The 19,969-nt window shown below is 55.3% G+C and carries 11 protein-coding genes; 5 read left to right on the top strand and 6 right to left on the bottom strand.

Features of this window, described 5'->3' with window-relative positions; all coding sequences use genetic code 11:
* The first annotated feature begins 114 nt into the window (after positions 1–114).
* On the top strand, positions 115–927 hold the full coding sequence (locus tag G536_RS25785; protein ID WP_169515026.1) for a class I SAM-dependent methyltransferase: 813 nt from the start codon (positions 115–117) through the stop codon (positions 925–927).
* On the opposite strand, the gene G536_RS0101760 is transcribed toward G536_RS25785, so the two are convergent.
* Both G536_RS0101760 and G536_RS0101765 read right to left on the bottom strand, forming a co-directional pair.
* Positions 924–2,195, bottom strand: coding sequence for a lipopolysaccharide biosynthesis protein (locus tag G536_RS0101760; protein ID WP_022821858.1), 1,272 nt, complete (start codon positions 2,193–2,195; stop codon positions 924–926). The genes G536_RS25785 and G536_RS0101760 overlap by 4 nt on opposite strands.
* A gap of 22 nt (positions 2,196–2,217) precedes the next feature.
* Positions 2,218–3,426 (bottom strand): glycosyltransferase, encoded by a 1,209-nt coding sequence (locus G536_RS0101765; RefSeq protein ID WP_022821859.1) that lies wholly within the window; start codon positions 3,424–3,426, stop codon positions 2,218–2,220.
* A gap of 228 nt (positions 3,427–3,654) precedes the next feature.
* Here G536_RS0101765 and G536_RS0101770 point away from each other — a divergent pair, with 228 nt between their 5' ends.
* The 4 genes from G536_RS0101770 (at position 3,655) to G536_RS25790 (ending at position 9,953) form a co-directional block, all read left to right on the top strand.
* A complete protein-coding gene (locus G536_RS0101770) occupies positions 3,655–6,537 on the top strand; it encodes a TonB-dependent receptor (RefSeq protein WP_022821860.1) in 2,883 nt (960 codons plus the stop codon).
* 47 nt (positions 6,538–6,584) lie between these two features.
* The gene (locus G536_RS0101775; protein ID WP_022821861.1) at positions 6,585–8,027 is read left to right on the top strand and encodes a hypothetical protein; all 1,443 of its coding nucleotides are present in this window, start codon (positions 6,585–6,587) and stop codon (positions 8,025–8,027) included.
* Between the two features lie 106 nt (positions 8,028–8,133).
* Positions 8,134–9,090 (top strand): YicC/YloC family endoribonuclease, encoded by a 957-nt coding sequence (locus tag G536_RS0101780; RefSeq protein WP_245575735.1) that lies wholly within the window; start codon positions 8,134–8,136, stop codon positions 9,088–9,090.
* 317 nt (positions 9,091–9,407) lie between these two features.
* Positions 9,408–9,953 (top strand): hypothetical protein, encoded by a 546-nt coding sequence (locus G536_RS25790; RefSeq protein ID WP_157530308.1) that lies wholly within the window; start codon positions 9,408–9,410, stop codon positions 9,951–9,953.
* 125 nt (positions 9,954–10,078) lie between these two features.
* Here the strand turns inward: G536_RS25790 and G536_RS0101790 are convergent, their stop codons facing one another.
* From G536_RS0101790 to sov, 4 genes are all read right to left on the bottom strand, one after another.
* A complete protein-coding gene (locus tag G536_RS0101790; RefSeq protein ID WP_026879753.1) occupies positions 10,079–11,329 on the bottom strand; it encodes a M28 family metallopeptidase in 1,251 nt (416 codons plus the stop codon).
* Between the two features lie 102 nt (positions 11,330–11,431).
* Entirely contained in the window at positions 11,432–11,848 is a 417-nt protein-coding gene (locus tag G536_RS0101795) for a VanZ family protein (RefSeq protein ID WP_157530310.1), read from the bottom strand.
* A gap of 12 nt (positions 11,849–11,860) precedes the next feature.
* Positions 11,861–12,241 (bottom strand): glycine cleavage system protein GcvH, encoded by a 381-nt coding sequence (gene gcvH, locus G536_RS0101800; protein ID WP_022821866.1) that lies wholly within the window; start codon positions 12,239–12,241, stop codon positions 11,861–11,863.
* Between the two features lie 166 nt (positions 12,242–12,407).
* Positions 12,408–19,928, bottom strand: coding sequence for a T9SS outer membrane translocon Sov/SprA (gene sov / locus G536_RS0101805; protein ID WP_245575736.1), 7,521 nt, complete (start codon positions 19,926–19,928; stop codon positions 12,408–12,410).
* Positions 19,929–19,969 lie beyond the last annotated feature (41 nt).

Consider the following 19,969-nt stretch of genomic DNA (forward strand, 5'->3'; position numbering starts at 1 on the left):
TCCTTACGGCAATTATAAGCTAGGCTACAGCTGACACCACTAGCAATAGGAGGGTGAAGTTCTAAATCCCATGCACACGCGTAGCTTTGCAGAGTCGTCTTTAAGCTCTTGGTATTGTCTCGTATTTCCAAAACCCTGCGTGGCTTAGCCAGCCTAGTGCGTAACCCCTGGCTGCTCAACAACGTGCTAGCCACCGACGAGGCGGCTTGGCAACGGCGAGTAGCCCGCCACGCCGCCCGCAACCTGACGGCACAAGGGCTCCCGGCAGTACCACTTACCCATTTCCTTTCGCCCGCCGACCACACCGTGCGGCCATTTGCCTTTCGGGATGGGGGCTCCCTGCCCACCGATTTGCTGCTGCTCCGGGCTTTAGCGCGTCAAGTGTCAGCATGCCGCTATTTCGAGATTGGAACGTGGCGCGGCGAGAGTGCCGCCAACGTAGCAGAAGTGGCCGAGTCGGTACACACGCTCAACCTGTCGGCGGAGGAAATGCGCCAGCTAAAGCTGAGTGAGCGGTACATCGAACTGCATGGGTTTTTTTCGCGGCCATTGCCCAATGTGGTACACCTACATGGTAACTCCGCCACGTTTGATTTCGCCAGCCTGGGGCATTTCGACGTGGTATTTATTGATGGCGACCATCGGTACGAAGCCGTGCAAACCGATACGCGCCGTGTGTTCGAGCACTTGGTAGGGCCGAATACGGTGGTAGTGTGGCATGATGCCAGCCGCCAGCCCGCGCAGCCACGCTGGGAGGTGCTGGCCGGTATTCTGGATGGATTGCCTGCTACTGCTACCGGCCAATTGGTGCAGGTGGCCAACACCCTATGCGCGCTGTACTCGCCGGTGGTCTTGCCTACCTATACGCCTAACTTGCTCACGGATCCAGTGCCGTATTTCGAGCTTACAGTACAGGTGAAACCCTAGCTATGTAGGCGTTGCCGGACCAATGACCAAGCATGCGCGGCATCCGCAGGGCCCGGTAGAAAAGACCACGGCGCCGCCCCTGTGGCACGATGGAAATGGTAGAGTAGAAAAGCCGTGGACACCGTGTATGACAACGTACTGGCTACAGCTGCGCCTTGAATACCGAAGCGCGGAATTAGCAACGAGCACGCTATTATGGTCATTAGTAAGCCCAGTACCGAAGCTGTATTGTTGATGCGGTACTGCGCCAGACCGGCAAAGTAGCTGCTGCACAAAATCTGGAAAGCCATAATGATGCTACCAGGAGCCAGCAGCAAAATAACCGGCCGCGCCGCCCCAAATTCGGGGCCAAACACCGCCGCTAATACCGCCGGGGGTAGCAGCGCCAGCACGCCAACGGCCCCAATCGTGCTCAGCACCGTAAGCCGTGATACGCGCATTGCCGACGCAATAGAAGCAGCTGCCTTGCCAGCATGTATCAAATCAACATATTGCACCAATGCTGTGCTGCGCGGAATCAGCCAGATGGCCTCCGTTAGCGCCACGCCTACCGACAGGATACCTACTGCCCGGGCATCAGCAAAATGCGCCACGAAGTAGTAGCTGAGCCGGTAATTAGCGAAGGCCAAAATATTGGAAAAATGCGCCCCTCGGCTGTGGCGGGCCAGTTCCCGAACGGTAGCCCGTAGGCGTCGGCCGCCGCGCCGCCTACGGTCGGGCTGCCTCCATAGTGGGCGCAAGCTCAACAGCAACGGTACACTATAGGCCAAGTAGCTAGCATAGTAATACACAGGAACCACGCGCTGGTTGAGAACAGCAAAAGCTAGCAGCAAGCCACCGGCCAGTAAGGCTACTTGTCCGGCTGCCAAGCGGTTATAGGCCGCTTCCTGGCGGCGCCCAAGCAGTAACGACGTATTTATTGATAGAAAAGCCTGCAATAAAGCTAATGCCAGCAGATGGCCGAGGTAGCTAAGCGGCACTTCGCGCACCAAGGCTACCGCTCCCGTGCCCATCAGGCAAACCACTGTGGCCCAGCCATAAGCAGGTAGCAGTAGGTGCCATAAATTGCGGCGCGGAGCCAGGTAGATGAGAGAGGAGCCGCCCAGCAAGCCAATAAACAAAAGCAACGCCGCGCAGTCTGTCACGAACAAGCTCACGGCCCCGCGCCCGGCCGCTCCTAAGTAGCGCGCCGTCAGCCACACCACCGCAAAGCTCAGCAAGGCTGTGGCTAGGCGGGTTATGAAATTGCGTAAAATCCGATGAACCATAAAAACCAGGCGGAATAAACCGCTAAGATGCGGCGACTACGCCAGAACCGGTGGCATGCACCAATAGGATGGAGCGGTATAAAGCAGCAAAGCGCTGTCCTACTTGCGTGTAACTACACCGTGCCTCGGCATCGGCGTGCAACGTAGCCGCCTTAAAAACATAAGTGCCGCTTAACACAGCTTCTAGGGCGTGGGTCAGCGCAGCTTCATCATCGGGGAGGATTAGCAGCCCAAAGGTACCATCGGGTTCAAATAGTTCAGGCACCCCCCCCGTAGCTGGCCCTACTACCGGGCAGCCCGTAGACCGGGCTTCCAAGAACACGCACCCAAACGTTTCGGCTCGGCTGAATGATACCAAGGCTGTTGCCTGCTGCATCTCCCGCGCCACTTCCTCGTGTGGTAGCTTACCCAGAAACGTGACTGTGTTGTTGGTTAGCAGACCCAGTTCATTGGCTAGTTGCCGCAGTTTAGCTTCGTCGGGGCCGTAGCCAGCCACCCGCAGCCGCAGGGTTGGCCACCGATGCCGCAACTGGGCAAACACCCGCAGTACGCCCGATATGTTTTTTACCTCGTCATGAAATGCCGAGACGACCAACAACTGCCCAGAGCTGCGTGCTACTGGTGCTAGAGAAAACAGTTCGGTGTCAACCACATTGGCAATAACTTCAGAGCGAGGAGCCAAGAAGCCCAACTGCTGCATAGCCGCGCGTAATCCTTCCGACACTGTGTGAAGTGCTGCCGCGTGCTGCACCACCCAGCGTGTCAGCCACCGCCGCAGCCACCCAATGCTGTGGGCTCGCGCAGGTAGATATAGCGTCCAGTGTTCGGTTATTATATAAGGTATACCCTGCGTCAGCTTCAGCCACCAGGCAAATAGCCCGGTCCGGAGCAGTACATGCACGTGCACCAGTTGCGGCGGACTACCCCAATGGCGCATAAATTGTTGGTAGCCTCGTGCCAGGCACCAGAAATACAAAACGAGCTTCAATAGCTTATCCAATGGCTTCAGCCCCGTTGGCTGAGCGCGGTAATAATAGCGCAGTATAGGTACTCGGGCCGTAAGGTCGGCTTCGCACTCTATCAGGCGAGGTAAGGGGCCGCGCGCTACGGTGGCAAACAGCACAGCCGTTTCAGCGTGCAACGCAATAGCCGTTACGTGCCGCGCTACAAAGTCGCCGTCCTGGTCGTCGTAGCGGTGAGGGTACCACTTAGGCAAGTGCAGAACGCGCATGTATATATAAGGTATAAGGCAGCGTGGCGGAACTGCCTCAAAGGTAGCAGCAAGCGAAGTAGTTAGGCGGTTGAGAGTGGCTGGTAGTAGCTAGCTGACACTTGTATTAATCTTTTAACATGTATGAACATGGCTCTACGGGCTGGAAACCGCCGTTTACGATTTGGTAATATTGGGGATACAATGAGGTAACGCTGGAACAGGAGCTTTGCGGCATAATTCAAGCCCATGAACCTGATTCTTACTCGTTTTCTGACTTTTCTGCTGCTGCTGCTAGGTAGCAGCGCCGCCACCTGGGCCCAGACCGGCACCATTAAGGGTACCGTGAAAGATGCCACTACGCAGGAGCCTATTATCGGAGCCAGCGTGGGCGTGCCGGGCACTTCCATCGGAGCCGCCACCGACCTCGATGGCAACTTCACGCTCAACAAAGTACCGGTAGCTACCTACTCGCTGGTAATCAACTCGGTATCTTACTCCACCAAAACCATTCCGGGCCTGCAAGTGGAGTCGGGCAAGGTGGTAGTGGTGAACACCCAACTGAACAGCTCCTCGGCGGCCCTTGGCGAAGTGGTGGTAACGGCGCAACGCCGCACCAACACCGAGGTAGCCGTTATTTCGGAAGTGCGCAATGCACAGTTGGTAGCCGTGGGCGTATCGAGCGAGCAGATTGTAAAGTCGCAGGACCGCGACGCCGCCCAGATTGCGCGCCGCGTGCCAGGCGTGAGTATCCAGGACAACCGCTTTGTGTTGGTACGTGGTTTGGTGCAGCGCTACAATGCCGTGATGCTGAACGACGTGCTGACGCCCAGCTCAGAAGTAGATACGCGGGCCTTCGCCTTTGACATGATTCCGAGCAGCGTTATCGACCGGATGATGATTTTCAAGTCGGGTTCGGCTGAGCTGCCCGGCGACTTTGCCGGCGGGGTAATCAAGGTGTACACCAAGCGTGCTCCCGAAGAGAACTTCACTTCTTTCGGCGTGCAGGGCGGCTACCGCAACGGCACTACGTTCAAAGACGTGCAGAAGTACGAAGGCGGTAAGTACGACTGGCTGGGTTTCGACAGCGGCAAGCGTACCATCCCCGACAACTGGCCCGGCAAAATCGACCGTAGCCTTCCTCTTACGCTACAGGCCGCTTACGGTCGCCAACTGCCCAACAACTGGGCAGTGCGTTCGGCAAAAGCTGCTCCCGATTTGCGGCTTTCTTTCAGCCTGGGCCGTCGTTTCGAGCTAGGCGAAAAGCAAGTAGGTACGCTTACCAGCCTCAACTACGGCAATTACAACGTAGCTACCACGCCTAACTTAACTTTCTACGCGCTGGGAGCCGATCGTAGCGCTACTAACGCCGAATACAAAGACCAGGCTTATAACAATGAAGTGCGCTTAGGCGTGGTGCAAAACTTCTGGCTGCGCTTGAACAGCCGCAGCACGCTGGAGTTCAAGAACTTGTTCAATCAGCTTGGCGCTGCCGAAACGGTAGTGCGTGAGGGGCAAGACAAGGTGGCTACCAACGATGTTCGTTCTTACTCAGAGCGGTTCGAGAGCCGCAGCATCTACTCAGGTCAGCTGATAGGCAACCACGAGTTGGCCAACGACAAAACCACCATCAACTGGGTAGGTGGCTTCGCTTATACTCACCGCACCGAGCCCGATTGGCGCCGGGTACGCTACCTGCGCCCCTTAGGCGGCCTTGAAAGCGACGGTTCACCGGCGTCTTATGGGGTGGCTACCGGTCCTCAACCCGTGTTGACAGAAGCTTCGCGCTATTTCTCCAAGCTCAACGAGCGGGTGGAATCGGCGGCCCTGAACGTAGTGCACCAATTCACGACGGATTCTACCAATAAAGAAGGTGGTATCAAGCTGAAGGCTGGCCTTTATGCCGAGCGCAAAGACCGGGACTTCTCGGCTCGCTGGTTTGGCTACACCAACGTGGGCAACACCGGTGCTACCGGTAGCGGCACCCGCCTGCAACCCGTAGACCAAGTGTTTAGCAACCAGAACCTGACCGGCCAGAATGGTGGCTTTGCGCTGCAAGAAGGTACCGACCCCAACGACGTGTACGATGCCAATAACACGCTGGCGGCCGGCTATGCTAGCCTCACCCTGCCACTTGGCAAGTTTACGGGGGTAGCAGGTTTCCGGGGTGAATACAACGACCAGGTAGTAAACAACCAGTTCCGCGGTGGCGGCACGGTGCGAGGTGGCCAGCGCCTGTTTAGCCCGCTGCCTTCCTTGAACCTCTCGTACAACCTAACCGACAAGATGTTGGTGCGTGCGGCTTATGCTTCAACCATCAACCGGCCCGAGTTCCGGGAGCTTTCCACCTTCCGTTTCTATGACTTCAACCTGAATGCCGATGTGCAAGGCAACGCTTCTCTGAAAACAGCTAAGGTTCAGAACCTCGACCTGCGCTGGGAAATGTACCCTTCTACGGGTGAGCAAATCACGCTGGGCGGTTTCTACAAGCACTTCAACGACCCCATCGAAACCTTCATGAATAGTTCGGTAGGCGGGGCCAACGTGTTGGGCTATTCTAGCGTGAACACCCAGTCGGCTACTAGCTACGGCGTAGAAGCTGAGGTACGGAAGTCGTTGGCTGGTATATCAGCTTCGCGGTGGTTGGAGCGCCTGTCATTCGTTGGTAATTTCTCCTACATCTACAGCCGTGTACAACTAGGAGACTATTTGATGATTCCGGATGCCAGTGGCCAAGTGAAATCCACCTACGTAGGTGACACGCAAATTCAGCGTCGCCCCTTACAGGGGCAGTCTCCTTACCTCATCAACCTGGGTGCTTACTACAACGACGACGAGCGGGGTACGCAGCTGAGCGTGCTTTATAACGTGGTAGGTCCGCGCATTTTCGCGGTAGGCAACGTGGACAACCCTACTCTGTTTGAAGTACCCCGCAACGTGCTCGACTTGGTGCTGACCAAGCGCCTAACTAAACACTGGGAATTGCGCGCTGCCTGGCAAGACATCTTCAACCAGCCCGTGCAGTTGGTGCAGGACTTGGACCGCAACGGTAAATATTCGAGTAACGACGGTGCCTACCGTTCGTTCCGCCGGGGCTCCAGCACCACGCTGGGCCTGAATTTCAACTGGTAATAGCAGCCGTTGGCTCCTCTATTGTTTCATTCACCCAAATCCCTTTTATGAAACGCTTTCCGAAAATGTTGCTGTTGGCTATGCTGGCTTTAGCCAGTGCTTCGTCGCTCAGCAGCTGTGAGGACAACAACGACAATGCACCTTCCACACAAGACCCCAGCGGCCCCACCGATAGTGCCGGCCGTGTGATTCTGGAGGGCGAGATTACCACTAGCCGCACGTTGCGCGCCAACGAGAAATATCTGCTGAAAGGCTTTGTGTACGTAACGAACGGTACCACCCTCACTATCGAGCCTGGCACTAAAATTTTTGGCGACCAGACCACAAAAGGGGCCCTGATTGTTGAGCGCGGTGCCAAAATTATTGCCGAAGGCACCCAGTCGAACCCCATTGTTTTCACGTCGGCCAAGGCGCCTGGCACCCGCAACTACGGCGACTGGGGCGGGCTCGTGCTGGTGGGTAGTGCGCCCATCAACCGGTCACTCAGCACCGAAATGGAAGGTGGTATCCGCGGTAATTTCGGTGGTACCAATAATGCCGATAACTCGGGTAGCCTGAAATACGTGCGCATCGAGTTTGCCGGTATTCCGCTCTCAACCACGGCTAACAGCGAAATCAACGGCCTGACTATGTACGGCGTAGGTTCAGGCACCCAAATCGACTACGTGCAGGTGTCTTACTCGGGCGACGATTCTTTCGAGTGGTTCGGCGGTACCGTAAATGCCAAGCACCTTATTGCTTACCGTGGCTTCGACGACGATTTCGACACAGATTTCGGCTTCACCGGCAAAGTGCAGTACGGCCTTTCCCTACGCGACCCACAATTTGCTGACCAGTCCGCTTCTAACGGCTTTGAGTCGGACAACTTCAACCCCGGTACTCCTGCTACCGGCGACAATGCTGGCTTACCTCTTACAGCACCCGTATTCAGCAATATGAGCGTGTTCGTGACAGCCGGTGCGCCGCCCACTACGCAGGCGTCGGGTAGCGGTGTGTACCAATCGGCTATGCACCTGCGCCGCAATACGGCTATCAGCATCTACAACTCTGTATTCGTGGGCTACCCTGAAGGTCTGCGCCTTGATGGCACCTCAACTTGGTCGAACGTACAGGGGAACAACAATGCCCAGCTGGACCTGCGCGGTGTAACTATTGCCAACTGCAACACGCCGCTACGGGCCGCTAATAACACGGGCAGCGGTGCCTTCACCGATGCTGATGTGCAAACGTGGTTTAACGGCTCTGGCAAAAACAACCAAGTAGTAGCTAGCACTGGTCTGATGGCGCTAGGCCTAAATGCCAACTCGTTTAACCTCAATGGTCCAGCTTTCATTCTCCAGAGTGGCTCACCGTTGCTGACGGGTGCTATTTTCACCGGTAAAGCAGCCGACTCTTTCTTCACCAACGGTACATATCGTGGTGCTTTCAATGGCTCTGACAACTGGACTCAGGGCTGGGCCAACTTCGATCCACAGAACGCAGCTTATTAGTGCTTGTAATTACATAATCGTATCTGCTATTGTTAAGAAAGCCGGAGCTTAGGTTCCGGCTTTTTGCGTTTCATCCAGTACCAATTTGCCTTCTCCACTGCCAGCCTTGGCTCTGCAACTATCCAGTACTTTTGCTGAATACCTTTTTCTCCTTTCCTGTATGCTTCAATCCATGACTGGGTACGGTGTTGCCCACCGCGACGCCACCCTTTATTCCGCCAATGTCGAGGTGAAATCCTTGAACTCGAAAACCCTGGATTTAACGTTGCGGCTGCCGCGCTTTCTGCAGGACAAAGAGCTGGAAATTCGCAACCTAGTAGCCAAAAGCCTGGTGCGTGGCAAGGTGAATCTGAACTTTGACTTCACTCGGGTGCGGTCTACTAGCACGCAAGGCGGTATAGTAAATCAAGCTGCTTTGGCTGCCGCGTATCAGGAGCTAACGGAGTTGAGTAGGCGTACTGGAGCTACGTTGGAGCAGCTCACAGCTATTGCTAGGGCACTACCTGGCAGTCTGCGCCTGCCAATGGAAGGCTTAGCGCAACCCGAGCAGGAAGATGATACCGCAATAGAGTGGGAGGAACTATTACCGCTGGTGCAGCAAGCGTTGGATCGTGTAAATGAATTTCGGCGGACGGAAGGCCAAGCGCTAACCACCGAAATTTTGGGTTACCTCGATAATATTCGGATTCAGCTGGCCGAAATAGAACGCCACGACCCTAATAGGGTAGAGCAGGTGCGCGAACGGCTGCGTGCCCACCTCGCCGACTTAGCGAGTAGTGAGCAATTCAATCAAAATAGGTTCGAACAAGAACTAATCTACTATATAGAAAAGCTGGATATCGCCGAGGAAAAAGTGCGTTTGATCAGTCATTTGCACTATTTCACCGAAACTGCATATTTGCCAGAGCCTACTGGAAAGAAATTAGCCTTTATTTCGCAGGAAATTGGTCGAGAAATCAATACAATCGGATCCAAAGCGAATGACTCTATTGTACAACACCTAGTAGTAGGTATGAAAGAGGAACTGGAAAAAATAAAGGAACAAATCAATAATATACTTTAAGTGCAATTAAACGCAAAAAGTATATATGTATAATTTTTTCAAGTAAGTATATGGCTCAGGTAGACGTGAATGGTTTGCTATTTTTATGCTATAACTTATGGTGTGAAGTTGTGATAAAACTTATAGTGTCATGAATAGCGCTTATAAAGTGTTTTAAAGGTGTTTTTAAATGTGCCATTGACTTGTTCGAAATTTATTTATCTAATATTTCTTGCTAACAGAAATTTCATTCGTAAATTGTGTTATCCAAACAGAGTAGCAGTTGAATACTTGAAAGGATCTACCATTTGACATTCATCTTTTTTCACTCAATGATTATGAAAAAAGTATTACTTTTTCCGATTACGTTTTGCCTCACCCTTTTGTTGGCGGCATTTCGACCCTATGCCGAAGTTGAACTCATCAAAAAGCGCGTTCTAAGTGAGCGGGTGGAAATTCTTATCCCCAAGGGATTTGAAGTGATGAGCGAACAGCAGATGGATTTCAACTATGCTCGTGCTCAAAGCCGTCCTAGCGTGATATACACGAACAGTAAGGAAGCCAGCTTGGCTTTCACTTACACGGATAACACGGCTGATCAGGATATGATTGATATCTACGCCAACAACTTCTATAAGACCTACTCCAAGCAGTTCAAAGAAGCTAAGTGGTTTGGAAACGGTGTAAAAGAAATCAGCGGCCGTAAAGTGGGCTACCTCGAATTGATGAAACCTGAACTTGGCCACGAAGTATATCAGTTAATTTTCTTCACTGATGTGGAAGGCAAGTTGCTGATGTGCACGTTCACTTGCGCCGACCGCCAGAAGCCGGAGTGGGAAACAGTTGCCAAGCAGATCATGTCTTCGGTGAAGACCAACGAGTAGAAGCCACAAGCAGGTATTATATTCCTGCCTCAGCAACCGAAAAGCCTTGCCGAAACCAAGTACCTGCTGTGGTACTGGTTTCGGCAAGGCTTTTCGGTTATGTATCGGGTTGTTAGTAGTGGCTTCTACTTCACTGTAGGTTGCGCCTGAAGCGCATCCAGAAAGCTGCGAAGCAGCGTGAAGATATTGGCGAAGGCAGTGAGCGGCAGAGTTGCGGCGCGGTCGTGTACATCGTGGTAAGCGGTTATACCACCACGGGTATATAGGAAGAACGCCGGTACGCCGTACTCCGAAAATGGGTAATGGTCAGAATTAGCGGCCTTGCCTCGGGCCGCCAAGCCTTTCAGCGCGTGTTGCGCCTCATTGAGGCGTTGCAGCAATTGAAACTGTACCGGCAGTTCCCGACCATTCACTACAGTGGCGCCCTCATCGCCAGTACCCAGCAAGTCGAGGTTCAGAAGGAAGCGGATGCGACTCAATGGTACCAATGGATGCTCTACGAAGTAACGGGAACCCACTAAGCCAGCTTCTTCGGCGCCAAATGCCAGAAAAACTACGGAATACGCAAGCCTGTTTTTTGGCTGAGTGTAGTATGCAGCTAGCTCCAGCAACATGGCAGTGCCGCTGGCATTATCATTCGCTCCTGGGAAATAGGTGCTGCTGCCCATCTGGCCCAGGTGGTCGTAGTGGGCCGTAACTACCAAGAACGAATCGGGTTGAATCTGACCAGGAATGTAACCGACGATGTTCTGGGTTGGGTAATGAAGCTTCAATATAGCGTCCACCCTGATAATAAGGTTGGGCGTTGTGTCCTGCCAACGGTCGGCGAGCAGTTGCAGGCGAATCTGGGGGCTTTGCTCGGCGCTAAGAGACGCAGTGAGTTTTCGCTCCACTAGCGTAACGCGAGCGGCGGCACTATTTAGAGAGTTGCGAAGACTGTCGTCGGGAAAAGTAGGTGCCTCGAGGCGGGCCAAGTGGCGAGCGTGTATCACCACTGGTTGGCCATCTAGCTTACGTGCTAGCCACCGACGACGAGCGGCTACATTGCTGAAGGTCAGCGTATCGAATACTACAGCGGAACCTACTACATATCCACCCCCAGAGTTGGGCTCGGCAATAAAGTCGATGCCAGGCTTGAATAGGCGACTAACGCCTGACGAACTGCTGGGGCTTGCTTGCATTTGCAGCCGTCCGGGAAATGTATTGATGTCGAGCGAAAAAGGCTGCGTGTAGTCAGGCGCCAGCGGCTGTAGACCAAGCTGTTTGAAGCGGCGGCGCAGATACGTAGCGGCGCGCAACTCTCCTTGCTGTACGTAGCCTCGCCCGTGCATGGCTGGAGCAGTAAGGTCTTGGATGGTTTGCCGGACTCGTGGCATATCCTGCGCAAAAGCCGAAGCAGATGCCAGTAGATACATCGGTGCCGCCCACAACCACTTCCGTCCTAGCCCAAGCATAATGAGGTATTAGGGTAGGCAATCTTACTCCCACCAACGGCGGGTAGCGTAGCCCAGCAGTAAGCCAACCACAACCCCTAGCGCGTCGCTGATGCCGTCAGACCATTCGCCGTGCCGGCCCAGGTTCATGGTCATTTGCAGCACTTCAATTAATAGGCCGAAGGCAGTGCCACCTAGTAATACTGCTAAGTAACCCCACCGCCGTAGCTGCGACCAGGTTTGCTGCCGGCGCACTGAAAAAACAGTGAGTGCCGCTAACACCACAAACACGAAAGCATGCGCGGCTGTGTCGAAGGATATCAACTCCCACGGCGGTAGCTCGGGCATATCCTGCGCCGGCGTCAGGGTCAGGACTAATACTACAGCCGCCCACGCTAGGGGCAGCCCCACAAGGGGCCGGCGCCGAGGCGTGGGCGGAGCAGTTGCTAGCAAAGAGGCCACTGGAACGAAGAATTACGCGCCTACCAGTTCACCATACGCTTCGGCCGACAGTAAGCCTTCCAGCTCGGCGGGGTTGGCAATTGAGATTTTTACCATCCAACCATCGCCATACGGATCGGCATTCACGGCCTCGGGAGTGCCATCGAGGTGGCTATTGATTTCCAGAACCGTACCCGAAATAGGGCTGAACAGGTCAGAAACAGTTTTCACGGCTTCAACGGTGCCAAACACCTCATCCTGCGCAATTTCTTTGTCGAGCGTGTCAATGTCCACATACACGATGTCGCCGAGTTCCTTTTGGGCGTGGTCGGTGATGCCGATATAGGCAACGTCACCTTCAACGCGGACCCATTCGTGCTCTTTGGTGTACTTGAGGTTTGCGGGCAGATTCATGGAATGCTGGTTTGAAAGAGGGATGACCGCACAGGCGCGGTAGCCCAAAAGTACGGGGAAGTAATGAAGCCGTGAAATAGTGAGGTAGTGAAATGGCGAGTTTGATGTTCTGTTGGTGCTACTCGCACAAGTCGAACATCAAACTCGCCATTTCACTGCCTCATCTTTATTGCGACAAGCTGTAGCGCAACTGAATACCGCCCTCCGTGGTGGAGTTCTTGTAAGAATTTTCTACCCGCGGCTGGGTGATATTTTTAGTGAAGAAGAATTGCAGATTCAGGCGCTGGTTCAGCACGTAGTCAACGGTAGGCCGAAGCTGAACCTGCTTGGTGCCGTTGGTAGCAATACCGTTCTGGCGACCGATGCTAGGCGTTACGCGAGTGTCAGGGGAGCCATCGGGCAGGAAGGCTGGGTCTACCGCATCCTCAATCGTGCGCTGAATAGTAACGTTGTCACGGATGCTTAAGTCGAGGCGGGCCGTTAGCTCGTTTTTCAGAATCTTCTGTTCGCCCCCAATTCGGAAGGGTAGCTTAAGCCGGTTGGTGGCATAGCCAAACCCAATAACCATTTCCTGCGTGTGCAATTCCGTTACCTGCGCGTTGGTGGTATTAAGCGCCACGGCCCGCTCGGTCCGCAGTTCCAGGTTGCCGGTAATCTTTTCCAGGGTCTGGAACCGAATTCCAATTAGCGGCGTGAGGCGTTCGGCAATGCTCACCTGCCCCAGCACGTAGTACGGAATGTACTGGCCGGTGGCATTGATGATAGAGCTTAGCCCATTGGGCTCGGCGGTGTAAGCGGAAGCCGTTGTGTAGCTGGCTACGTTATACACCGACGAGTACGCGTGCGTTAAGGCAATAGAGCGGAAGTATTTCTTCACGAATGGCAGCTCGGCCAAGCCATTGTACTGAATGTTCCAGTTTGGGATGGGGAGCTGGGCAAAGGGGTTGAACTTTTTGGCCCGGTACCCATCCGACGACTTGCCTTTATACGCATCCAGGAAAGCCGGTATCAGCACATCTTGCGAGTTGTAGCCGTACAGCCCCAAAGGCGACGTAGTGGGGCCAGCTGCCGACGACACAGTTTCCTGTAAGCGCTGCTGCACAAACTCACGGTTTTTTCTGAACCGGTCGAACGCCTTCGAGAAAGTGCCTTTCTCCGACAAGTCGCCGAACAAGGTTTGGATGGTAACAACCGAGGTGCTGAACGAGCCCGACCCCAGCGGGTTGCTGGGCGTAGGCACTGCGCCCGGTATGGGCAGCAAATCGGTTTCGTTTACTATCGTGCGGTAAAACACTTCCCGGTTGCGCACCAGCTGCCGCCGGCTTTCCACCTGAATGTTGAAGTCGCGGAAAGGCTCCAGGGCCGTGCGCAATACCAAGTTTTCGGTGAGTAGGGCGCTGAGCGGCGTGTTCAACAGGTCGCTACGCTGGGTGTACCAGCCGTTTTCGCTGGCTCGCGCATAGAGATTGTTCAGGTCATACTGCCGGCCCAGCAAGAACGGTACGCCGGGCGCATTCCAGTCGGAGTTGAGACCGAAGAATCGGGTGCCAGGCAAGTAGCCGGGTAGCAACGTGCCGTTGCTGCGGGTGTAAGTGAAATTCAGGGAACGAGCCGTCATAAGAGAGCGAAGCACGGCTTTCAGTAAACGCAGCTCTGGTCCTTTTGCGGTATCCACTGCTGCCGTCTGGTCTGCGTTGGGGCTGCCAAGTGCGGCTGGGCCTTTGTTGGGGGCTTTGCCAGGAGGTGGGGCGTTATTGATAATGTTGAGGAAGCGCACCTTGTTGTAGAGCTTCACCAAGTCAATTCGGCCGTTGGCACTCAATTCCCCGTTATTCTGGATAGTGTTGCCGAGCCTGACCTCTACGGTGCTATCCGGATAAGCTGGCCCGATGGGAGCCCGCAACGCCGTGGAGGCCGCCTGCCAAGTGTAGTTGGCGGCGTAGCGCGCATCCGCCGATAGCCAGTCAGTAAGCGGGAACTTGTCGAGGGGTAGGCGGTAGGTGAGGGCTACCGTTTGGTTGAAGTTGGTGGTACGACCGCCGCGCAGCAGGTTATTGCGCAACTGCTCCCGGTTGGCTCGTGCCTCCGGCGAGTCGTCGATGGAGCTGCCAATGCCTTCGTCTATTACCGAGCGGTTGTTGGCCGTATAGTCGAACGTGAGGCCCTTGGTGAGAGCCCACTGCATGTCGTAGATGCGGTTGAAGTAGAACGACTTCTGGAACACGCCCGGAATACCCAGTGTGGACGGTACCGTGCCGGGTTCCAAGACCCGCTGCAAGAAACGCTCGTTGTAGCGCCGGTCAATATCGGCTCGGAACGAGAAGCGTGAGGGTAGCGGCGTGAAGTTCACCTCCTGCAAAAACTTCAGGTACGGCGAGTCCAGCGACTTCACTCGGGCCAGGGGCGTGTAGTTCTTGGGCGTGGTCTGGTAGATGTAGGCTACGGCCCCGGTATAGGTGCGGGTGTAGTCCCGGTCGGTATTGATGTCGGTATGGGTACGCTCGGTATAAGAGTAGCTGAGCGCCACGTTCTCGATGTCGTAGGGCTTGGGTTTGCGTTCGGTGTTGGTGCGTTCCTTGCGCACGTTCAGCACACTGATACTGCGGCTATTGGTTTGGTCGATAACTTCTTTGCGATACGCGGCTTGGGCTTCCGCATCGATAGTATTATCGTCCCTCCTGAATTTTTGCAGGCTTTGCCGCAGCTCCGTATCAGGGTCGAGGGGGTCGTACTTGGGCGAGCGGCTCTCGTGGCCAGCCTGAATCAGTACCGGTACGCGCAAGCCTAGCTTCTCAGGGAAGAACTTTTCCACCGCTACCGTGGCATTCACGTCGCCGCGCTTAATATCATCGAGGGAGCGTTGGGAAAGCTTGTCTTGTAACCCTCCGAAACCTACTGATGTGAAGCTGCCTGTGGCCGTAATATTGGCTATATCGGCTAGCTTGGTATTGAAGCGGGCCGTAGCCGCCCAGCCAGTTTCCCGGTCGAAGTCGAACACACGCAGCTCGTCCGCCCACAAACACATTGATTTGGATTGCAAGTCGTTGGCTGGGTTGAATACGCCAATCATAGCCCCCTGCACCGCGCTGATGTCGGGGTTGCCGAGAACCGTAATGCTAGAACCGTCGGGGAAGGTTTTCACGAAAGGAACGGCGTACGATACGTTCAGTTGGTTGCGCTCGGCTTTAGCGTCAATAAAGCGCTGCAACTCAATATCTACGCGGTTGGCCAGCGGCCATACCTCGTCGGCCGTAACGTTGCTTCCACTCGTTGGACGGGTAACCACCAGCGGTAGGCGGTATTCGTAGTAGTTCTGGTTGTAGTCGGTGCCGAGGCGGATGAAAGCCTGTACTTCGTTGTCGCGCAGCCGGTCGTCTTCGCTCTGGGCGTGCAGAAACAAGCGCAGCCGCTTGTAGCGCACCAAATTCAGGTTCAGGTTTTTGTAGGCAGCCTGCCCGAAGCCGTCGCGCAGGTCTTCCACGCACAGCCGCAGGCTTTGTTCGTTCTGCTGGCGGTTTACGGTGCTGGAGCCGTATTCTTTGTCGCGCTGAATGCCTGGCGGTACCACGTACCGCACGGCCCCAGCCGCTGCCGCGTCGCTGCCTCCGTTTTCTTCCACGCCTACCGTGCTGATGTTGAAAGCCGCAGCGGCGTCGCCGCAGTTCACGCACGGAATGTTCGGGTCGGAAATGGGGCCTAGGTAGCGGCGCCACTGGTTGGCAACGAACTGGGGCTGCACTAGGCGCAATACCACTGGCTGCTCCCATTCGGTGAGCACCATGCGCAAAAACCGAATCGATTTGAAGTTAGGCAACGAGCCGTTAGGAGGGCTCTGAATGCGGGTAGGAGTCCGGATAGGAATGCGGAACTGGTACCACGAAACCTGCTCATTGCTGATGGTCCGCGTCACTTTGTCTACCACGAAGTTGCTGCCCACCGCAAGCTGGTCTTTTTTCAGATTCAGCTCGTATTCGAAGTAGCTTTCGGTTTCGGAAATAACGTTGTCCCGGTTCAGGTCTTCCTTATCGGGGAAAGCCGTGGAGCTGAGCTGGCTGTTCTCGCGGGAGTTGCCTTCCATGCCGTTGTAGTTCTTGTAGCGGCCCAGAATGTTCACGTTGTTCTGGTCGTAGAACGGGTCGAGGTGGTGGCGGAAGTTGTCACCCGATGGGTCATCGCCGAAGGCCGCCGAGAAAAAGGCTTGCTCTTCGGTGTCATCCAAACCATCTAGGCCAATATCCTGCCGAGCCCGGCCAGCGCTGTTGAAGGCGTCAGTTAGGAACTGCTGGCGGGTTACACGCCCCCACGGGGTTGGACGGGTAGTTTGGTTAGGATTGCCCGGATCGATCGGGTCGGTAGGCAAGCCATTTTCGAACTCGTACTGGTTGTTGTCGCTCAACACGTCTTCCGATATCGAGCCCAGGTTGATGAGTAGCTTGCCGCCAGTCGTGTTGTTTGCTGGTGGCGGGCTTGAAGGGTCACGGCTGGAATCATCTATTCGGCCATTCTCACCTTCGATGAACGGGTCCAGCATCCAGAACTCCAGATACTCAACGTTGGCGTTATCGAAGTCAGTGTCGAAGGTGATTTCGCGCGAAACAGCCCCGTAATTTTGCCGCGCTTCTTGAACGCTAGGGAACCGACCACTGGCGGCTATAGGGTTGTAGTTGTACTGGCCCCGTTCGGCAGGGTAGTACGCCAAGTCAAACGGATACTCGAAACCATTGCCGGAGGTACCTACGTCACGGTTCGGGAAAATCTCGTCGCGCAGTACGCCCCGGATGTAGTGGTTTTTTACTTCCCCGATGTTGTTGGGTTTGTTGGGGCCGTTGGTGTAATAAGTCTGGTCGATAGAGTACCAGGCCAGCTTACCGCGCCGGAAGGCTGAGGTAACGTTGTTGGCATTGAAGTTAGTGAATGAGCGGGGCGTGGCCCCTAGCCGCCAGGCTACCGCCGAGTTTAGGCCGCCTAGCGTGTAAGGCGTGCGCGCATTCTCAAAGTCGTCCAGATACGACACACCGTTTTCCCCGTTGCCCAGCTGCGACCTACCGGGCAGTAATTGCGCAAACTCGCCACTAAAGGCCACCGACGAGGGCTCCTTGGTGTTGATGAACGGCAGCATATCCAGGTACTTGGTGAGGGCACGCGAGTCGCGGCGCATGTTCACGTCGAAGCCGTAAATGGTGTTGTTGCCGGGCTCGTCACCGATGTTGACGCGGTTGATGCCGGGCGCCTGGTTTTCGCGTAAGTGCAGCACCGTGGCTCCGAAATTGATATCGGGGTTGAGGCGGTAGTCCATCCGCACACCGAGTAGCTTGCGCGGCTGTACCTGCACCAAAGCGTTTTTCTCGAACTCCACCCGTAGCTCGTTGGCCGAGTTCAAGTACGCCGGGTTCAGGATTTTAACAATGGACTGGTCGTAGAACACCTGGTAGTCGCGGCCTTCTTCCAGCAGCACCGAGCCGGCGCGTACCCGCACCGACCCCTGCGCAATGCCTAGGCCAGGCAAGCTTATTTCGTTGGTAGCCGTGGCCTGGAACCGGCCCCGCAGCACAAACTTGTCTTTTTCGGTGCGCTGCTGCGCGTCGCTCTGCACTTGGTTGTACAGCTCCTGGTACACGTATTTGTTGATCAGCGCATCCTCGGAGCCTTCTACAAAGCGGGTGCGTAGGTAGCTACCGAACGGCTCTACCACCGGGAAGATGATTTTGCCTAGCTCCGGGTCGATGGTGATGCCCGGAAAGAAGTCGAAGTTGCCGTCGGGGTTCTGGTCGTTGTTGGGGTTTACGTTGTCGAGGTTGAATACCTCCACCAGCGGCCGGTTGATTATCTGCTGCCCCTCTTTCAGCGAAATTTGGTCAACCCCAGTTACGTCGTCTTTGTAAATGATTTGGAGCTGGAAGTTGTCCCGGTTGAGCTGCGAGGCATTCAACGGGTACACGTTCTTCATCATCAAATCCCAGGTGGGCAGGTTACCCGTCAGCAGGTTGGGGTTGTTGGTAGCTGGGTTGGGGTTGTTCTGGGGTGTGTTGATGGTCAGATCATTCTGCTGCACTAGCTGCACGCCCGGGTTGGTGGCCTTCAGCATCTTCATGAAGATAACCTGGTCCTGCCCCACGGTGCCATAATCATCCACTAGCTCTCCTACTTTATAGGTGCGGCCGTTGTAGATGTATTCGTAGCTCACACTCAGCACCTGCTCGGGTAGCAGCGGCGTATTCAGCGAGAGGTAGCCCAACTGCGCATTAAAGGTGTATTCACGCGCATCGAGCTTGCGAGCCCGCACGTGCTCATAGTCCAAGTTCTTGCTCAGCGGCTGTAGTGGCAGCGTATTGAGGTAGTTATCCACTGTTAGCTCGCCGCGGGCGGCAGCGCCACCGTTCAGAACAGCCTGAAACTCCTGGTTGCTGGCATTAGAAGCCGTGCTATTCGTGCCCGACCCTAAGAAGGCTCGCCGATACACGCGCCGCGGTTCGCCCAAGTCCATGAGGGCTACTACGTTGCGTAGGTTGTCACTCTGGCGGTTGTCGTTGGTGATGTACACCTCCACCCGCCGGATTTCCACCCCGCTCTGCACGGTAGGCAGATTGCGCAGGGCCTGATTGTACCGGTCGCGGAAGAATTGGCTCAGGAAAAAGTGCCGGTCCCGTTCGTACTGGCTGGCTTTAATTTCAAATTGCCGACCCTGGGCCCCGTTTTGCACCCGTACCTCGTCAGCCTGGCCCCGTAGGGTACTGGCTACCGCCGTCACGGCCATACGCCCGAATTGCAACTGGGTTTTCACCCCGAACAGGTTTTGCCCGCCCTGAATCAGAGAGTTGTTGAGCGGCAAGCTTACGTTGCCGAGGTCAATCTTGCGGATGATATCGGTATCGAAGCCCGTATAGTCGAGCTTCATGTTGTTTTCGAAGTCGAAGGCGGCCTTGGTGTCGTAGTTGAACGTGAGGCGCACTTTCTCCCCAATCTGCCCGGTTAGGTTCAGGTTCAGGTTCTGGTCGTACTGGAAGTCGCCGATGCGCTGCTGCCGTAGCGTCAGAGTTGGGTTTTTGTTGACGCTGTAGCGGGCACCCATGCGCAGTGTAACCGCGCCAGCCGGCCGAATATCCACGTAGCTGCCCCCAAAAATCCGGTCGGCCATGGGGCCAAGGTAAATTTTCGGGATAACCCGGCGGGTGGCGGCGGTATTTTCGTCGCCGGTTACGCCGCCCGCCGAACGATTTCGGAAGTAGTCTCGTATAGCCTGACGTTGCTGCCATTCCGAATAATCTCGAAAACTCATGCGGCTAGGGTCCCGGAAGTCAAGCTCCTGCCCAATTCGCTCCTGAATATCGAAATACTCTAGGCTGTCATCGGGAGAAACTTGCTGCGTGATGTTGGAGGGTAGCCCCAGAATGAGGGGGGACCGACGGCGCTGCGGCGACAAAGGCGTGCCAGCCCGGTCGGCGGGTGCCACCTTGGGCCGACGACTGGAACGGTAACGGCTGGTGTCGGGCAAAACAACCCGGGGCGTGTCGGGCGCTGGCATTAGCCAAGGCAGTTGGCCCTGGGCTTTTTTGCCGGGTAGCCAAGAACTCCACAGTTGCTGCAAGGCAAACGCGGAACTTCCCAACGACTCAGCCTGCGACCACCAAGCCAACAACGACGCAACCACAACCAAAGAGGCAGTGAGGGACTTCTTACCGGAGTTCAAGTGCTACAAATAAAAAAGATACGGGTGGCGTATAGTCAGTA

The sequence above is a fragment of the Hymenobacter norwichensis DSM 15439 genome (assembly GCF_000420705.1).
Taxonomy (GTDB): Bacteria; Bacteroidota; Bacteroidia; order Cytophagales; family Hymenobacteraceae; genus Hymenobacter; species Hymenobacter norwichensis.